Source organism: Pauljensenia sp. C0254C2, assembly GCF_056583835.1.
In genome coordinates this window covers 1-17385 of sequence record NZ_JBWPJO010000002.1, presented here as the reverse complement: position 1 = coordinate 17385, position 17385 = coordinate 1, and the positions used below count along the sequence as shown (strand labels likewise).

Annotated in this window: 12 protein-coding genes and 2 tRNA genes; 5 read left to right on the top strand and 9 right to left on the bottom strand. The window is 59.4% G+C overall.

Annotated elements, in window-relative coordinates:
- Positions 1–29: 29 nt before the first annotated feature.
- Entirely contained in the window at positions 30–3260 is a 3231-nt protein-coding gene (locus AC1DA5_RS01645) for a PIG-L family deacetylase (RefSeq protein ID WP_082628624.1), read from the top strand.
- Here the strand turns inward: AC1DA5_RS01645 and AC1DA5_RS01640 are convergent.
- From AC1DA5_RS01640 to AC1DA5_RS01620, 5 genes are all read right to left on the bottom strand, one after another.
- Positions 3257–4765, bottom strand: coding sequence for an App1 family protein (locus AC1DA5_RS01640; RefSeq protein WP_371935776.1), 1509 nt, complete (start codon positions 4763–4765; stop codon positions 3257–3259). The two genes, AC1DA5_RS01645 and AC1DA5_RS01640, sit on opposite strands and share 4 nt — an antisense overlap.
- The gene (locus AC1DA5_RS01635) at positions 4731–7421 is read right to left on the bottom strand and encodes a beta-glucosidase (protein WP_058237548.1); all 2691 of its coding nucleotides are present in this window, start codon (positions 7419–7421) and stop codon (positions 4731–4733) included. The genes AC1DA5_RS01640 and AC1DA5_RS01635 overlap by 35 nt, the downstream gene beginning before the upstream one ends.
- 77 nt (positions 7422–7498) lie before the next feature.
- Positions 7499–8857, bottom strand: coding sequence for an MFS transporter (locus AC1DA5_RS01630; RefSeq protein WP_117394379.1), 1359 nt, complete (start codon positions 8855–8857; stop codon positions 7499–7501).
- A 166-nt stretch (positions 8858–9023) separates the two neighbouring features.
- Complete coding sequence (gene pgm, locus AC1DA5_RS01625; protein ID WP_058237549.1) at positions 9024–10694, bottom strand: phosphoglucomutase (alpha-D-glucose-1,6-bisphosphate-dependent); 1671 nt, start codon at positions 10692–10694, stop codon at positions 9024–9026.
- Positions 10695–10754: 60 nt separating this feature from the next.
- A complete protein-coding gene (locus AC1DA5_RS01620; protein WP_480289078.1) occupies positions 10755–11090 on the bottom strand; it encodes an LPXTG cell wall anchor domain-containing protein in 336 nt (111 codons plus the stop codon).
- A 108-nt stretch (positions 11091–11198) separates the two neighbouring features.
- Between AC1DA5_RS01620 and AC1DA5_RS01615 the strand changes: the two genes are divergently transcribed.
- The 3 genes from AC1DA5_RS01615 to AC1DA5_RS01605 all read left to right on the top strand — a co-directional run bounded on the left by AC1DA5_RS01615 (position 11199) and on the right by AC1DA5_RS01605 (position 13032).
- Positions 11199–12533 (top strand): AGE family epimerase/isomerase, encoded by a 1335-nt coding sequence (locus AC1DA5_RS01615; RefSeq protein ID WP_058237551.1) that lies wholly within the window; start codon positions 11199–11201, stop codon positions 12531–12533.
- 173 nt (positions 12534–12706) lie between these two features.
- Positions 12707–12793: transfer RNA gene (locus AC1DA5_RS01610), tRNA-Ser, on the top strand.
- A 150-nt stretch (positions 12794–12943) separates the two neighbouring features.
- A tRNA-Ser gene (locus AC1DA5_RS01605) sits at positions 12944–13032 on the top strand.
- Positions 13033–14025: 993 nt separating this feature from the next.
- Here AC1DA5_RS01605 and AC1DA5_RS01600 read toward each other — a convergent pair.
- From AC1DA5_RS01600 to AC1DA5_RS01590, 3 genes are all read right to left on the bottom strand, one after another.
- Positions 14026–14172 carry a hypothetical protein gene (locus AC1DA5_RS01600; RefSeq protein ID WP_157843526.1) on the bottom strand — a complete coding sequence of 49 codons (147 nt, stop codon included), beginning with the start codon at positions 14170–14172 and terminating at the stop codon, positions 14026–14028.
- Positions 14173–14319: 147 nt separating this feature from the next.
- The gene (locus AC1DA5_RS01595) at positions 14320–14499 is read right to left on the bottom strand and encodes a hypothetical protein (protein WP_154955724.1); all 180 of its coding nucleotides are present in this window, start codon (positions 14497–14499) and stop codon (positions 14320–14322) included.
- Between the two features lie 65 nt (positions 14500–14564).
- The gene (locus tag AC1DA5_RS01590; protein WP_058237552.1) at positions 14565–14879 is read right to left on the bottom strand and encodes an ADP-ribosyltransferase; all 315 of its coding nucleotides are present in this window, start codon (positions 14877–14879) and stop codon (positions 14565–14567) included.
- 97 nt (positions 14880–14976) lie between these two features.
- Here AC1DA5_RS01590 and AC1DA5_RS01585 point away from each other — a divergent pair, with 97 nt between their 5' ends.
- A complete protein-coding gene (locus tag AC1DA5_RS01585) occupies positions 14977–15591 on the top strand; it encodes a type IV toxin-antitoxin system AbiEi family antitoxin domain-containing protein (protein WP_058237553.1) in 615 nt (204 codons plus the stop codon).
- Between the two features lie 268 nt (positions 15592–15859).
- On the opposite strand, the gene AC1DA5_RS01580 is transcribed toward AC1DA5_RS01585, so the two are convergent.
- On the bottom strand, positions 15860–17125 hold the full coding sequence (locus AC1DA5_RS01580; RefSeq protein WP_058237554.1) for a VG15 protein: 1266 nt from the start codon (positions 17123–17125) through the stop codon (positions 15860–15862).
- Positions 17126–17385 lie beyond the last annotated feature (260 nt).

Below are 17385 nucleotides of genomic sequence, written 5' to 3'. Positions count from 1 at the left end.
GATTGTTGAAAAGAACTGGAGAATTTGCAATGAAGCACCTACTCAGATCGGTCGCGCTCGCAGGGGCGTGTGCGCTTCTGGTCCCAGGAATGATGTATGCGACGCCGTCCCTCGCGGCACCCTCGTCTGAGGCACCTGAATGGGCATTCGGCCACGCCCAAACCTCCTCAACCAGTGATCCAACAAAACTCGATGTCCTGGGCGTGTGGGCGCACCCCGATGATGACGCGTCCTTCAGTGCACCGTGTGGCGTGTGGGGTGATCTTGCCGATGTACGCTGCGGCATTATGCTGACCACGCGCGGCGAGGGCGGCTCCAATTCAGTCGGCTCCGAAGCCGGGCCGGACCTGGGCCTGCGACGTGAAAACGAAGACCGTGCGGCGCACGTACGTGACGGCACAGTTGATGTGTACTTCCTTGACCGGGTGGACTTCTTCTACAACACGTCCGCGCCGCTGACTCACCAGCTGTGGAACCATGACGAAACGTTGCGCCGGGCCACACAGGTTGTGCGTGAGACCCGACCCGAGATCCTGGTGACATGGCCCGCCTCCTTCGACGCAGGTCACGGCAACCATCAGGCCGCCTCGATGTTGGCATGGGAAGTGGCGCAGGCAGCTGCTGATCCCAACCGTTTCCCTGAACAGCTCAGCGGACCCAACGCGGTTCAGCCCTGGCAGGTCAAGAAAGTCACCGAATACGTCTTTGACTTTGGCAACACCACCAAGCTGCCTGATCAGGCCAACTGTCTGGCTGGCTACGCCGGAATCGAGGGACGTCCCTACACCGTGGCCGGAACGTGGACAGGATACGAATCTGAGTACACGTGGGTGGAAGGCAACGTGCAGGGACAGCCTGCCGGAACACCCAAGACCTGGGCGCAGGTTGGCGGTGAAAACGCCAAGGCTCACGCCACTCAGGCCCGCCTGATGGAAAAGACCGTTGTCGACAATCGATGTACACGCTTCCTGGTGGGTAGGTCGTGGGTACCGATGCAGGAAAACGGCACCGAAGGTGGCGGCGATGATCGTTCCATCCTCTTCGGCGCATCCCTGCCCGACCCCAGCGGCATGCCACTGGGCACACTGATGTATGGATCACCGGAAGCCCAGATGGTAGCTCCCGGTGAATCGGTCGACGTCACTGTCACGCTCGTGGCTGGCGAGCAAGCAATTCCGGCCGGCACCGTCTCGATTGACGTCCCCGAGGGGTGGACCGTCAGCGACAAACAGGCAACAGGTGAACTGGCGTCCGGTGACTCAACCGATGTCACGTTCACTGTGACCGCCCCTGACTCCAGTGCCCTCGGCACGATGCGTCTGCCGATCCGTTTCGCCTCAGATTCAGCCGAGATGACGGGCTACAACGAAACCCATGTTGACGTGGTGGCCCCGGTCAACGGCCGCTTCACGCGTGCCGGCAACGCCGCCTACTACGATCAGTGGACCGAAGATTACAACGTCTTTGTCTACGGCCAGTCACCGGCGCGGCGCGCTATCGGTGCAGGTGAATCGATCACGGTTCCCGTGACCGTCACAAACCGTTCCAGTGAAGCGCAAAGTGGCACGGTGGAGCTAACGGTTCCGGAAGGATATGCACTCAACCAGCCGTCACAATCATTCGATGCGGTCGCACCGGGTAAGACGGTGACGGTGGAGTTCATTCTCACTCACACTGATCCTGCTGCCGTCGGCAACACGATTGACGAGGTCACAGCCACCACAACCGCTGGAACATCGGTTTCGACCGAGAAGCTCGAACTGAATGTCGTGCCGACAACGGTGATCCCCAAGTTGGCGAAGGCCCCTGCTCTGGATGGTGACGCGTCAGCCTACGGCAGCACGCCGATCAGCGTTGCCGCACGGTGGGAAGGCGAGGAGTGCTCCTCCGAGGCTGACTGCGGCGGCACGTCACAGGCATGGCTGGGATGGTACGACGATGCGCTGTACGCTCTGGTCGATGTGGTCGACGAGCAGGCCTCAGCGGCGGCAACACCTGACCGCTGCTTCGGTCACTGGCTGGTTGACTCCGTCGAATTCCTGCTCGACCCGCTCGCACCGTCCAACGACACGTCCACCACGTTCAAGCTCGGTGTTTTCCCATTCACTGACGACCCTGACGGCCGGAACGGCAACGGCGCGAACGGCCCATGCTGGTCGCGTGACGCTGACCATCATCAAGGATTCTCCACAGGACCTTTGGCGGAAACTATCGAGGGTGGCCTGAACGCTCCCGACGTTGAAGTCAAGGCATTTGCCCCACGTGACGATTCGGGTGCCTACACGGATGGACACTACAAGCTGGAAGTCAAACTGCCGTTGGCAAACCTGCCGGCAGCAATTGGCCCCACGTCCACTGCACCGACCGGAGATCAGGCCAGCAATGCTGTCAACCCGACCTACCTGGGCTTCAACATCACGCCGTACGATTCCGATACGCCTGACTTCGTTGGCCAGACCCGTCTGGCCTGGTCGGCTTTCGGATCTCAGCAGTCTGAGCCGTACCGGTGGGGTCACGCCTACCTGGACGGGTACGAGCCTCCGACGGACCGTTCCCATGAAGCTGGCGATCCCATCATTCCTGACAGCGCGCTGGACAGTATTGATTCACCTCAAACGGTGTTCCAGTCCGCTACACGAGGCGTGCCGATTGCAGGTCTGATGCCCGCCGCCGATGTCACCGTGGCTCCGAGTATCGATGCCGAGGCCATCCGCGTTCCGCTGTCGGGAACTCAGGCCGGCACGGCGCGCGCCTTCCTGTGGAAAGGGGATCCGTCCTTCATTCCGGTGTGGACGTCCAGCTGCGCGAACTCCGCGCACAACTTCGACGCATGTTCACCTGATGACGGGGCAGCGATGCCGTGGCAGCCGAATATGGGTGGCAGGCTCCTGGCCAGCGCTCAGGCCGACGTGGGGAGCACCGACATGACGATCGAGCTGACCGATGAGATTCGCGCAGCACTGGGTACCGACGTTCACCTGCTGGTGTCCTACCGCAACGGTGACACTGTCAACGCGTGGGCCTACCCGATAGTGGCAAAGAAGGCCGGTGACACGCCCACACCCAAGCCGGATACCGACAAGAAGCCCGGCGATCAGGATGGGCAGCGTGGCGGCGACGCCGATCAGGGCGATCCGAACGCAGCCGGCCGACCAGGTGGCGTCGCACGAACCGGCGCGTCAGGTAGCGCACTCATCATGCTCGCAGCGTTCGGCGTGGCCGGAGCTGCAGGGCTGGCAGCATCGCGGCGGCGACACTAACGCTGATCGCGACGCATTTGAGCAAGGAGGTTGAAGCCGTTCGGCCCGTACCACACGTCGATATCTTCCGGGATGTCATGGAGTGCTTCGGGCCGAAGCGGCGTCAACGTGCCGTGCGAAAGCATTTGCTCAAACTGAGTCAGTGATCGGATGGCGATCCCGGCAACACGTTCCGGATATTTGCGGGCAAAGTCCGCATAGATTTCCGGGTCGTGTTGCCCGTCGTCTCCCACCAGGAACCATCGAACGTTCGGAAGTTCAGTGACCACGCGCTGCAGTTCGCGCCGTTTGTGTTCACGGCCCGAACGGAACCATGTATTGGCGGACGGCCCCCAGTCAGTCATCAAAAATGCTCCCTCAGGGAAGCCCATCCGCCCCAGGAAGTCCCGCATTGCGGGCAACACGTTCCACGCACCGGTCGACAGGTAGATAACGGGAGCGTGCGGCCGGTTAATCGCCTCAGCGTGCTGGTCACCTTCAGCCAGTTCGTTGAGCAGGCGCATCATTCCCGGCACCGACTGACGTGACGAAAAACGATCGACGAGGGCGTGCCGCAGCGCTATTGCCATACGTGGCAGCATCGACACCAGCACCGTGTCATCCAGGTCAGAGACGACCCCGACCCGCTCATCATCACCGATGATGCGGACTTTAACGGCGACGGGCTGGCCAGCACGAATTCTGCCCGAACGCTTCTCACGCTCAGGCGTGTCTTTCCTGTCGGGCTCACTTGCCGTCAAGACAAGATGCTCAATGTAGGACAGGTGGCCGCCAGCCGTTGAGGAAAGATTCTCCGGCACCAGCTGGTACAGTTCCTTACCTGCAGTGACGAACACCTGCTGGCCTGACGGCATGGTGGGGATGGCATTGATGCGCTGAAGAACTGCCCGTTGTTCGCGTGAAAGCTGAGTGCGCAGTCGGCGGCGCTCCGCAGTGGGCGTGACATCGGTGTGCGTATGTTCGTTGCGCACGTGATGCAGAATCGGAGCGTCGCCCTCGACAATTCCCAGGTGTGCCACGTCGCCGGCGTGCAGAACCTGAATCCACGCGTCATGCCAGCCGGGCGCAAGTCCATGGTCGCTCAGTGTCAGGTCGATGTAGCCTTCCGCGTTTGCGAAGCAGATGACGCGCGCCTTTCCCACGGTGATCAGGGCGGGTTGGCGTGGCACCTGCGCGTCGAAGAACTGTCGCCAGCCGCGCCTTTCGGCCAGCCATCGACGCTGATCATCTGTGCGGCTCATGAGGGCGCGCGCCAGGATGCGCACCTGCGTTGCAGAGCCGTACCCTCCGAATCCGACGACGGAGGGATAGAAACCTCCGAAGGCCAGTGCATGCGCCAAGCCGGTGGAGGCGAATTCGCTCACCGTATTCACTGCGCGCAACAAAGGCGCGAATGTGGCGCGGGCACCCTGGTTCTCGCGGCGGGCATCCCCTGTGTGCAGGCTGTCGGGTTGATCCCCTGTGTCCGGTTTAATCGTCGGATTCACCTTTCGTGTTGTGCTCACTGAGACGCGAATCAGCCTGCGAGGCGAGGGCGCGAACGGTTACCAGCGTACCAATGAGTTCCGCGGTTGCCCTCCGAACGACTGATTCGCCCACTCGTCCTTCGCGCACCGCGCGCACAATCGGAGCCGTGAAAGTGTCATCCGGGGAGGCCGGAGTGATCCAGTTGGTGCCTGCAGGCACCATCATGTCAACCGGGCACGTGTCGTAGGAGGTCCAATCGGTCATGATCATGCCGCGCCAGCCCCACTCGCCTCGGATAATCGTCTCCAGCAGTTCGGTATCTGCAGCGGTGTGACACCCGTTGACGCCGTTGTAACTGGTCATCAGCGTTGCGGCCGGGTGCACGCCGATCGCGACTTCGAAGGATTTCAAGTACAGTTCACGCAGCGCACGCTCCGGAATCAGCGACTGGTTGCGTTTGCGGGAGGCTTCAGCGTTGTTCGCCAGGAAGTGCTTGTAGCAGGCACCCACTCCCCCGCTTTCCAGGCCCTTCGCAAAATGCCCCGCCATCATGCCAGTCAGATACGGATCTTCCGAAAAGTATTCAGGGTGGCGCCCGCACAGGGGGTGGCGATGCAGATTCATGGCCGGTGCCAGGATCACGTCAATCCGGTTGGCGTGGGCTTCCTGGCCGATCACCCGACCGACTTCCTCAGCAAGATCCACGTCAAATGTGGAGGCGAGGACGACCGTCGTCGGCATCCCGATGTTCGGTTTCCTGATGTTGACACCGGAATTGCCGTCAGCCACTACGAATTCAGGCAGGTCAACGCCCGCGACGGTGGCCATGATGCCGGCAGCGCCTGTCCCTTCCATCCCCCAGTCGTCTCGCGAACACACCAGCAGCCGCACACACTGATCCACGTCGAGCTGTCTGGCCAGGTCAGCTGCCGTGGCCCGCCCTGCCGCCACGTCGTCAAATGTGACTGGGGTGTCAGAAGGCAGGGCTTCCTCCAGTCCGTCACGCGAGGGGACATGGCGCACGGGGATAAAACCGGGAGTATCCCTGATTCCGCTGCGCGTGCCCTGAGGCCAGGTGTGGGACGGATCGCGCCGTGAAAGCGCAGTGACCGGCTCAGGTGCGCGCATTACTGGGTGCCCGTGGGCAAGAACCCGGTCAGCGTCAAGACGGAACTGGCAGGTCTGGCCGGCATCGGCCGCGTCGTGTCCGACAAACAGGGTGTACTCACCTTCCGTCACGATCCAGCTGGACACCTCTTCATCCCACACACTCAGGCGGTCAGCGCCAACGTCCAGGTGCACGACATGTGATTCACCTGGCTCAAGGAGTGGCGTTTTCGCAAATGCCACGAGTTCACGTTCAGGTGTTTCGATCCGCTCATGTGGCTTGCGCACGTAGGCCTGGACGACGTCCCGGCCGGCACGCTCCCCCGTATTCGTCACTGTCACATCGATTTGCGCATGCGGGTGGCCCCCCTCGTCACTGTTGATCGTTGCCGAGGGCGTCAGGTCGAATGTGGTGTAGCTGAGTCCGTAGCCAAATGGGTAGGCCGGCTCGGCGTCGAATGTGGAATAGAAGCGGTAGCCCACATAGATGCCTTCTTCGTACGCCGTGTCGATCCATGTGCGGTGTTCGGCGTTGTAGCGCGTCTTTCCACCTGCACAGTCGTAGAAGTTGACGTCGGCGGGCAGGTCCGCGAGTGCCCGTGGCCACGAATCTGACAGGCGGCCAGAGGGGTTCACTGCGCCCGACAGGACGCGTTCGATGGCGGGGCCGGCCAGCATACCTCCCACTCCTGCAAGGATGAGCGCATCGACCGGGTAGGTGTCCATGAAGGACACGTCAATGGGGTACGGAGTGTTCAAGATGACGACGTTGCGGTCGAACAGGTCGCATACAGTGCGCACGAGCGTGTCCTCGGCGCTGTCAAGTCTGAATTCTGCCTCATCTGAGCTGTTGTCCGTGTTTTCTCCGCAGGGGCGGGTGAGCACGATAATGCCGGTGTCGGACAGTGCGCGGGCGCGATCACGCAGGTCACGTGGTGGCAGATCGTTGGTTCCGGTGCGGTAGAAACAGGCCAGTTCCTCGTTGAGAGTGAACGTGTCGGATGCTTCGATGGCATCACGCAGCCGCACCGTGTAACGCGGGTTGATCCTGCCTGCCCCGACGATGGCGGTGCGGAAGGCGTGCACGCCTGCTCCGAACAGGTTGAGTGTGCCCGAAGGCAGCGGCAACGTGTTGCGCCGGTTTTCCAGCAAGACGATTCCTTCTTCGGCGGCGCGCAGGGCGATGGCGTCGTGGTGTGCGAACGCTGGATCGGGGGCAGTGTCGGGCAGGGTGGTCAGCGTGAAGCTGGTCGGTTCCATCACCGTGCCGTTCAGGTCGCGAAATCCCCGGACCGTGACGCGGTGGCACGTTCCTCGCTGGGTGAGCACGCCGAATACTGTGATCCCCAGGTGGGTCACGCCCCGGATAGCCAGAACGTCAGCCAGCACGTACGGGGTTGGGGAGCCGTCCAGGAAAACATCGCCCGGATGTTCCTTGTCGATCTGCGTGCTGAATGCCAGTGAGACACAGCCTTGAAGGGAGCGGTCCAGCATGAACATCTGGCCGTCGGGATCATCGATATCGACGGTGATTCCCTCGGACGGGATGCGCAGCGTGGGTGCGGACGGTGTTGGAGTGACAGCCATGTCAGGTCCCTTTCACAGGTCAACAGGATCAACAGGATCTGTCACTAGCTTATCCACGTGCGCTCATGGCGCACACTTTAATGTGGGTCACCCTCACTGTGAGAATCGTTGGAAGTGTGATCGTCAGGCGTCTGCCCGTTGGACGCTGGTTCTTGGGAGGCTGGCTCCTCGGGTGAGCTCGAGGCCGTGTCTGAGTCTGCGCCTTCGTCTTTTGACGAGTCTGCGATCAGTGGTTCGGCTTCAGCGCGCAGCACGTCGCGACGCAACCTGGGCAGTCCGATCAGCATGACCGCGACCATCACCCACCCAAAGGACACGGTAACGAGGAAGCCGCCGTGAGCGCCGGACGCATCGATCACGCGGCCACCCAGCGTCGCCCCCACCGACACACCGATATTCATTGCCGTGGACATCCACGTCAATCCCTCAGTGAGCTGTGAGGAGGCTACGACTTTCGACACAATCGCATTGACGTTCGTCATGGTCGGCGCGATTGCCAGTCCCGTCACGAGCATTGCCACGCCAAGGGCAAGCAGGGAGTGCGCCAGCAGGAATGTTGACACACCGATGGCGAGTGCCAAGATTCCGATGGCAAAGAGTTTCCACAGCGCAGTGGTCCAGTGACGTGCACCGTAGAACAGTGCAGCCGTGAACGACCCCATTGCGAAGAAGCCGAGCAGCACACCGGCAAGCTCAGGGTGAGCGTGCTCTTCGGTGAAGGCCACCACTGCCACATCGTTCGCACCGAACATGACGCCCGCACCGATGAAGGTGAGCACCAGGATGATGATGACAGGGTTGAGAAGGACGGTCGGCTGGCGCACGCCCTTGATTTTCGGAGTCGGGGTCGGCTCGCTGGCGCGCTGCGGAAAGAACCCGATTGAGCCGACGATGATGAAGAACACCGACAAAATCAGACCCGTCCCCGGATGGAGCGCTGTTCCCAGCAGCGTGGCAACGATCGGTCCGATGACAAAGACAACCTCGTCAACTGCAGCTTCAAATGCGTACGCGGTGGTGAGCTGTTTCGGCGTGCGCACCACTTTTGCCCAGCGGGCACGTACCAGTGCACCGGGTGAACCCCACGTTGCGCCGGACAGCCCGGCGAAGATGAACAACACCCACGAAGGGGCGTGCAGGACGGCGGCACCAAACAGTCCGATGGTCGCAAGTGCCGACACCACCAGGGACGGCACCATAATCACAGCCTGGCCGCGTTGATCGACCAGGCGGGCAAGTATCGGGGCGCAGATCGACAAGGAGACGACGGAGATTGCACTGACCGCGCCCGCAAGCGTGTAGTTGCCGTACATGCCTTTGACCAGCAGAATCGTTGAGATTCCCATCAATGACATGGGTGCGCGCAGCACCATACCAGCCAGTGAGAATTTCCATGCCCCTCGGATGCGCAGCAAATCAGCGTAATTCGAGAGCACGATTCACTATCCTAACCGTCTGCAGGCGGGTCAGCACCACCATTTTTGGCCAGATTCGTCACCCAGACGGGTATAGAATCACTGCTCTGCCGGCAAGTTTGCAGGCCGGGCCCGCCTCACCTTCATTCCAATCTTCCGGCAGCGTGCAGCAGCGCCGCATCAAGCCTTACGTGAGTGCTTCGCTCACCACGTCACGCGCAGCGTCCTGAACCTTCGCAAGGTGGTCATCGCCCTTGAACGATTCGGCGTAAATCTTGTACACATCCTCGGTTCCTGACGGGCGGGCAGCAAACCACGCGTAGTCAGTGGTCACCTTCAGGCCGCCGATTGCCGCATCGTTGCCCGGTGCGCGCACCAGTTTCGCGGTAATCGGGTCGCCCGCCAGCTCCGTTGCGCTCACATCGTCAGCAGCCAGGTTCTTCAGCTTGTCTTTCTGCTCCCGGTTCGCGGGCGCATCGACACGCGCGTACGACGAGGCGCCGAAGCGTTCCACCTGCTCAACGTGAATGTGCGAGGGCGACTTGCCTGTCACCGCCATGATTTCCGAGGCGAGCAACGCCAGGATGATGCCGTCCTTGTCGGTGGTCCACACGGTGCCGTCTTTACGCAGGAACGAAGCTCCGGCCGATTCCTCACCGCCGAAGCCCACTGACCCGTCCAACAGTCCGGGCACGAAATACTTGAAGCCCACGGGTACCTCGATCAGCGTGCGATCCAGTGATTGGACAACACGGTCAATAAGGGAGGAGGACACCAGGGTCTTACCGATCGCTGTGGACTCTGACCATCCGGGGCGGTGCGTCAGCAGGTATTCGATGGCGACCGCCAGGTAGTGGTTCGGGTTCATCAGGCCGTCAGCGGTCACAATGCCGTGACGGTCTGAATCTGCATCATTGCCGGTGGCGATGTCGTAGGGGGTGTGCCCGTTGGCATCGGGCGTCATCTGATCACGCAGGGAAGCCATCGCGTAGGGAGATGAACAGTCCATGCGGATCTTGCCGTCCCAGTCCAGCGTCATGAACGACCAGGCCGGGTCGACTTTCGGGTTGACCACCGTCAGGTCCAGATCGTACTGTTCAGCGATTGCCGCCCAGTAGTCCACCGAGGCGCCACCCAGCGGGTCTGCTCCGATGCGGATCTTCGCTTCGCGGATTGCATCCATGTCGATGATCGTGTCGAGCTGGCGCACGTAGTTCGCCAGGAAGTCGAATGTGCCCACACATTCGTGGCTGTACAGGTCAGTGTCGAGGACGCGCGGGATGGAGCGCCATCCTTTTTCAAGGAGCTCGTTGGCTCGCTGCGCGATCCACGAGGTGGCATCCGTGTCAGCCGGGCCACCGTGAGGCGGGTTGTACTTGAAGCCACCGTCGCGCGGCGGATTGTGGGATGGGGTGATGACGATGCCGTCAGCCAGTCCGTCACCACTGGTGCGTAGATTTTCGGGCGCACCGTTCGCATTGAGCACGGCCAGGGACAACGCGGGGGTCGGCGTGTAGGAATGACGCTCGTCAACCTTGATCTGCACGCCTGCAGCGGCAAGCACCTCAACGGCGGTTTTCCATGCAGGCTCGGACAGCGCGTGAGTATCGCGCGCAATGAACAGCGGGCCGTTATATCCCTGGCTTTCGCGATACTCCACGATGGCCGCGGTGATCGCGACGATGTGCGCCTCATTGAATGCGCCATCGAGTGAGGATCCACGGTGCCCGGAAGTTCCGAACACGACGCGTTGGTCCGGATTGCTGACATCCGGCTCAATGTCGTAATACGCGGAAAGAAGTTCTTGAACGTCGATCAGGTCTTCTGGTAGGGCAACTGTGCCAGCTCTTTCATGCATGACTCCAGTGTGTCACTGATCGGTGCCACCTGTCGCCCTATTTCAGCTTTCGGCACGTGCCTACTTGGTTGCCGGATCATCTCCATCAGTGGGATTAATAGGCGTTTCCAGGGAGGATTCACCTGAATCAAGGTTCTCATCAGCAGCAACTGCTCCGCCTGCAGCATCGGTTGCATCAGCGGCGGTGGAGCCTGCCTCGTCAGTGTGTGCCGGCGGAACGACCGGCTTGGCTGCGGCAGCCTGCTCAGCCTGCTGGCGACGCGAATTGCGCGCCCACAGCAACGCGGCGATGGCGAGGACAACCAGCAGGAGGCCAATCAGAACGTACGGCAGTACAGTTGCGCCGGTGTTGGCCAAAGGTGACGACGCGTTGAACGTATTGATGACAGTAGGCATCTGAACTCCACTGAGACGGTAGGCTGAGTACTGATAACAACCACTCTACGACGAAAAGGCAATGACGCGATAGAGGCTCATCAGTGCCATTGGAGGTTAACGAAGACAATGGGTTGGATTGGTTCAGTTGAACACAATAACTGGCTATCGGCACAAATGCGCGCCCTCCTGGAAGAGGCGAAATGCACGATGGCATCCACCGGGTTTGCTCACCTGACCACGGAGGGGGACGCTGACACGACCCGACCAGTGGAGCTCGCGGTCACCTCGCGCATGACCTACGTGTACTCGTTGGGTGTCCTGATGGGAATCCCCGGTTGCCGTCGCTTCGCAGACCACGGGATCCACTGCCTGTCGACACATTTTGTGGATGAGGCTCAGGGCGGCTGGTTCACCGGCCTCACACACGACCTGGATGCTGAGGGCAACGCGGTCCCGTGGGAAGGCCCCTACGCCGATATGAAGTCGCAGTTCCACCACGCGTTCCTGATTCTGGCGGCTTCCGCGGCCACAGTCGCCAACAGGCCCGGCGCGCTTGAACTTCTCAACGCTGCGCTGCACGATCAGGAGCGGTTCTGGCTGGACAAGAACGGGTTGGTGCACGATTCGCTGACCGCTGACCATAAGCCGACCGACCGTCTGCATGCGATGGATTGCCTGCTGCACACCGCCGAGGCTTACCTTTCAGCGGCTGAGGCCACAACCGATCCACTGTGGATTGAACGCGCCGAAGTGATCGCGCAGTTCGTCAACGAGCAGGCGTCGTCTCACAACTGGCGCCTGCCCGAATACTACGACGCGCAATGGAAACCGCTGGATCATGTCCCCTCCGGTTTTGACGACGGTCGGCGCGTGTACACCGGCTACGTCATCGGCCACTCGATGCAGTGGGCGCGCCTGGCTGTCCATATTCGCGCCGCACTGCGCTCGATGGGTCGCCAGCAGCCGGATTACCTGTTCGAAATGGCACAGGAGCTTTTCCACCGCGCCCGCGTTGATGGATGGCGGCGCAACGGAAAGCCCGGTTTCGCACTGACCGTGTCCGCAGATGGCGAGCCTGTGGATACGCACCACCTGCAGTGGGTCGTGTGCGAAGGTGTGTGCGCTGCGCTGGCGATTCGCCGCGCAATGCTCGATGACGGTGTCAACCCTGCTGAGGTGGAGAGCTACGAGCACTGTCACCGTTCCTGGCTCGACTTCATCAACGACTACCTGATCTTGTCTCCTGGCAGGTGGATTCGCGCGCTGGATGAGAACAACGAACCGGCTTCCGAGCCGATCGCCTCACGCCTGGATGTGTACCACGCAATCCAGACATTGTTGATGTCACGCGTGCCGCTGTGGCCGCCGTTTGCCTCGGCAATTTCGCGCGGTCTTCTGGATCATCCGGAGGAAGCACCTACGGATCGGCGTTCGTGGAACATTTTCAAGCATCGCTGGTAGGCCAGTTCGACTTTCGCGCGCGGCGCGTGATGCGGGTGGGTCACCCTCGTTCGTCATCATCATTGACGAGGGGACCAGCGCGTTAGTGGTGCCGTGGTGTTGACATCGTTACGTGTTTCACTGCTGTTTCAGATTTTCATCTGCGCGCCCGAACAGGTACACTAGGCGGGCTGGGAGGGCTGACCGAGCGGCCGAAGGTGACGGTCTTGAAAACCGTTGTGTCAGCAATGGCACCAGGGGTTCGAATCCCTTGCCCTCCGCGGGATTTCCCGAAAATGGCGCTTCACCTCGGTGATCACTGTTTTCGGGATTTTTTCCAGCTACGTGCCGCCGCGCCGGGAAGTTTGCCCGGATCGTGAGTCTGCGTATTTGTGGCACGGGCGCAAGCCCGGTAGACTCAAGCGGTACTTGGAGACGTCGCATAGTCCGGTCGAGTGCGCCTCCCTGCTAAGGAGGTAGGGGTTCACGCCCCTCGCGGGTTCAAATCCCGCCGTCTCCGCAAATGCCCCGCTGTTTCGTTGGAACGGCGGGGTTTTTCGTTGGCATGACAGGGTTTCGCTGTAGCTCGTGCCTACGCGTGTGACTGCAAATTACGCCCGGTTTCGGGCCACCTTGAAGGCTTTTTTAGACACACAGTAGTCACAGGCTGAAGCTTGCAGTCGAGGTTGGAGCCGCTGGTCGAGACAGCCGGAGGGCTCCCGATCAGCCACTCAAGGTAGCCTGATGGTTTGCGATCAACCGGTCAAGGTAGAGATCAACCGGTCAAAGTAGCCGGAGGGCTGGCGATCAACCGGTCGAGGTAAGAGAGACCTCGCTAAGAGTCTCATCATGTGAGAACCGCATGATGGTGCCAAAAAGTCGGGGTCTTCCTTCTACACGAGACGTGCATTCAGCGCTCTTACCTTGACCCGTTGACTCAAAAGCCCCTCATCGACCTTGACCCGTTGACGGCACACTCGATCGGAGGACCATGCTTCGACCACCTGCCGCGCTTCTCCCCACTTGTTTTCACGAGCTGAAACTAGATCCGCAAGAGATTGTTACTCGCACATTGGGACAGACTCCCACGGACTTTTGCCTCAGAGGCAATCAATCATCCGGTGGTGAACCTCGATGGAGTCAAGCGGACGTAAATTGCTCGACCTCCTCAACTGAAACTCACGAGAGTTAATCGACTTTGACCTGCCTCCTTGCGTTGGGCAGGTCGCATGCGGCATCGAACATCCAACAGCTCCCGTATCACGCGACATACGGGAAACAACTCTTCGAGATGACAAACCAATAAGGTAGCAACCTTCGGCAAACACTGATACCGCGCACGGAGCGAGAACTCTCCCCAAGATTCAGCGACGTTGGCACGCTCATCACCGCGATGGCTTTTGTATGTATGACGAAATGCGATCTTTGAAGGCCACGTTCCACGCTCTGGGTTCGCTGCAAGTTCTGTTGTAACGACAGGCATTCGGTCGCGCCACAAATATCTGAGTCTAAGTTAACCAGCCAATTTTTTGCGTTCTCTCACCAGGCGGTTTTCGATGATCCGGTCGAGGTCTTCTTGAATGGTGACCGGTTTGAATCCGCCTGTGTTTTCTTCCGAAACATCGGTGTTGCCCTCGCTGGGCGCGGTTGAATCAGACATGGTCTGTTCCTTTCTTCCCGTTTATGGCTCGTCAGCCTTGTTGGTCCAGCCAATGGTCTCCGGGCTGTTTACGGAGCGCCACAAGGGTGGGCATAACAAAACCCCGCACCAACACCGATGCGGGGCAAAAATTAAAACAAGAGGCGCTTAGAGCTTACCTTCAGATTTCAAACGACGATACTCCCTGGTCAAATCTGAAGTATCGAAAGGCAGACCACGATCTAGGCATTCAGAAACCCTATTCCCTACCCAGTCCTTCTCAGGGCCCGGCCGAGGAATACAAATACCCATTTCTTCCTCTTCAGCTTTGATTTCAGCATCCGTCATTTGACGCGGGTTATTCCATTGGAATGTGCAAGGATCCTGCAAAGGAGACGCGTATTTTCTTATCATTACTGCTCACCTCCAAGATACTTTACAAGAACAACCTTCTTGTCGCCCTCATCCACAATCCTATTCAATTTCGGTTTACCACCGCGTATGATCAGGATCTCTTCCTCGCTGAGAATAACGGAGAACTTGCTGATAGCGGCGGCGTTGGTTCCTTTCGGGAGAAGTAGCCGAATCAGGAACCGTGGCTTACTCCCGACTTGCACGCCGCCGGGCTTCAACGAAGCCGCGATATACCCTTTGTGATCGTGAATCTCGCCAATCTTTTGATAAAGCTCTTCCATATCGTGAGCACCAAATGTTGCGAAAGGTGCCATGCGGTCAACTGTCATGGCGCGTGTTGCAGGGGGCGCCAAGGCACCCCGAGCATCATGAAATACGGCGCAAAAATGCCGTAATAGGTAATATTGCGGCATGTCCATGCGTGAGATGCGCACCAAGCTGGCCGAACTCGCCGCTTACCAAAACGGCATGTTCACAGCCGTGCAAGCCACGTGCCTAGGCGCCACTGGCAACCGACTCGCTCGCGGAGTCAGGTTGGGCAGACTGGAGAGAATTGCATCAGGCGTCTATAAATTCGCCGGCACACCACCCATCGTGTATGAGGACACCTACGCCGCATGGCTCGCAGCTATACCCGCAGTCGAAGCATGGAAGCGCGAAAACACGCTCTACCCAAACGAAGCCGTCGTCGCAGCCCAAAGCGCCCTCGAACTCCACGGACTCACCTACTACGCCTACCCTAAAACTTGCCTTGTCACAACCCACCGGCACCGTACCCGCGCCCGCCATATCTACTACTGTCAACGTAACATCGCACACCTGAACATCGAGCGCATTGACGGGATGCCCGTTATGACACTCGAAGACGCACTAGCCGACATGTATTCGCTCGTCCCCGACGCCGACAATCTTGGAACTGCGATCGACATGCTCGCTGAGATGGGCAAAGCCACCGCCCCTGCGCTTCTCCGACAAGCATTCGCGCGGCATCCTAGAACCACGTTGCCAAAAGGACTCGACTTGTAAGTGGACATGTACCCCGCGTAACTGCATTCGCCCAAAAACTGGCTACACCCTTACGCTTTGCAACGAGTCCGGCAGTGCAAATACCAGGTTCCGATGCCTGTTCATTTCTAATCTCGTGAACATGTTCCTCCAATCACTATGGGAGTGCGGGTTGCGGGGCATAAAAAACCACCCAGCCTGAAGGGGGGGTGGCGTAGTCGAGCGATCAAGTGATATAATCGAGGTGTTAGGCGTTCAGTGTGACACTGTAGGGTGACATGTTGAACGCCTATCGTACTTTCATGAGCCTTTCTGTCCCGGTAAGGACATAAACGCTTCCTCTGCCAAATCGTTTTGACCGCGTGAGTATGTCGATGAGAGAAGCATCGTCCATTTGGTCATTTTCGTGGTTATCAAATATGACACGCCGGCAATCGCTCTTCGTTCTCAGTGAACGCAAGTGGGATTCAATCGTGTTCGCGGAACCCGCTTTAAGTAAGGTTTTTAGCTCGATACCGCCAGCAAGATCAGATAATCCAACAGTTACTGTTTCATTTCCACGTCGAATATGCAGTTCGTCCTCGATGAAGTGACACTGAACGCCACATAGCCTTAATCGTTGGGCTGTTCGTAGCTCATGCGGACGTTCTTTAAGAATCTCCTGCTCGACCCCCGGTGACGCGAACGTGATTTCTGGTAGCTCACCGGTGTTGAGCCAGTGCCGATCACGCCAACGCATCTCAGCAAGCTCGATACTGCATTTCCACGACTCATAGTCACGAAGCTCCTCACCGCCCCTGGCGGCCAGCGTCTTCTTATACGCGTCGTACCGTTCGCGCGTCGTCATAGGCGCAACAGTGTCCGCGCACGCTTTATACCGCGCATACAAGCCGTCAGGATCATATCCGGCTAAAGTCTGTTTTCCCCACGATGGAACGATCCTGCAATCACAATCCGAGTGATACTGCATTTCCCGTCCAGCCGTTTTCTCACTGGTATACGCGAACCCTCTCGACGCGAGCATCAGGCAGAACTCGCACGTCTCGCCCCTCGGTACCCTCGCCCATCTCGGGCTGGTCGGATCCAGGCGCATGTTCCGCTGAGTCGTCAGGCGCGCAGCTGAATGAATCATGTCGGCTACAAGCTGCTGCGCAGTATCTACATTCGTAATGTCGGGAAGCAGATCCCAAATCGTCATCCCCGAGTGCACCTCGCCACTAATAACCTGCTTGTAGGTCAGGCCATTAAAGTCGGTGTTTGAGAAGCCGCCTTGAACCTGCCGCAGAGCCCGCCTCAGGTCGATCAGATTGTCGTGCTCGAATGCAGGCAGGTCAACGCCTGCTTTTTCCCACACGGTTCGCACAGCGTCGTAATACTCATTAGCTGCCTGTGACGCTACGGATGTGTAGTCCTTGATCACTTCTAGCGTGTCATCAGCGTTGCCGGCAACCTCCTCGACGAGGCCGCACGCGTACTCTGTGATCGCGTCGAGGTCCTGCTGGTAGTTTGCCCAGAGCCGGTCGAGTTCCTGCTGTAAATTACTGGGAATCTCCAACTGGACCTCCCTGCTCTATCTATTTTTCTTCCAAATCCGTTGCTTCCGATTCAGGCATACGCAAACTCACCGGAACCGCCCCTGTAAACTCGACGCCATCCAGACCCAAGCTTGTTGCCGCCGATTCTGGGGAGACTCCTGCACGGATCGCGACCCCTAGAGCGTCGAACTTTGCTTTTAACGGGCTCTTCACGAACGAGGGTGTAGCGCGGGTCTAAACCCTCCGGCTTCGAGCAGCGACCGAGCGATGTAGTGGGTGA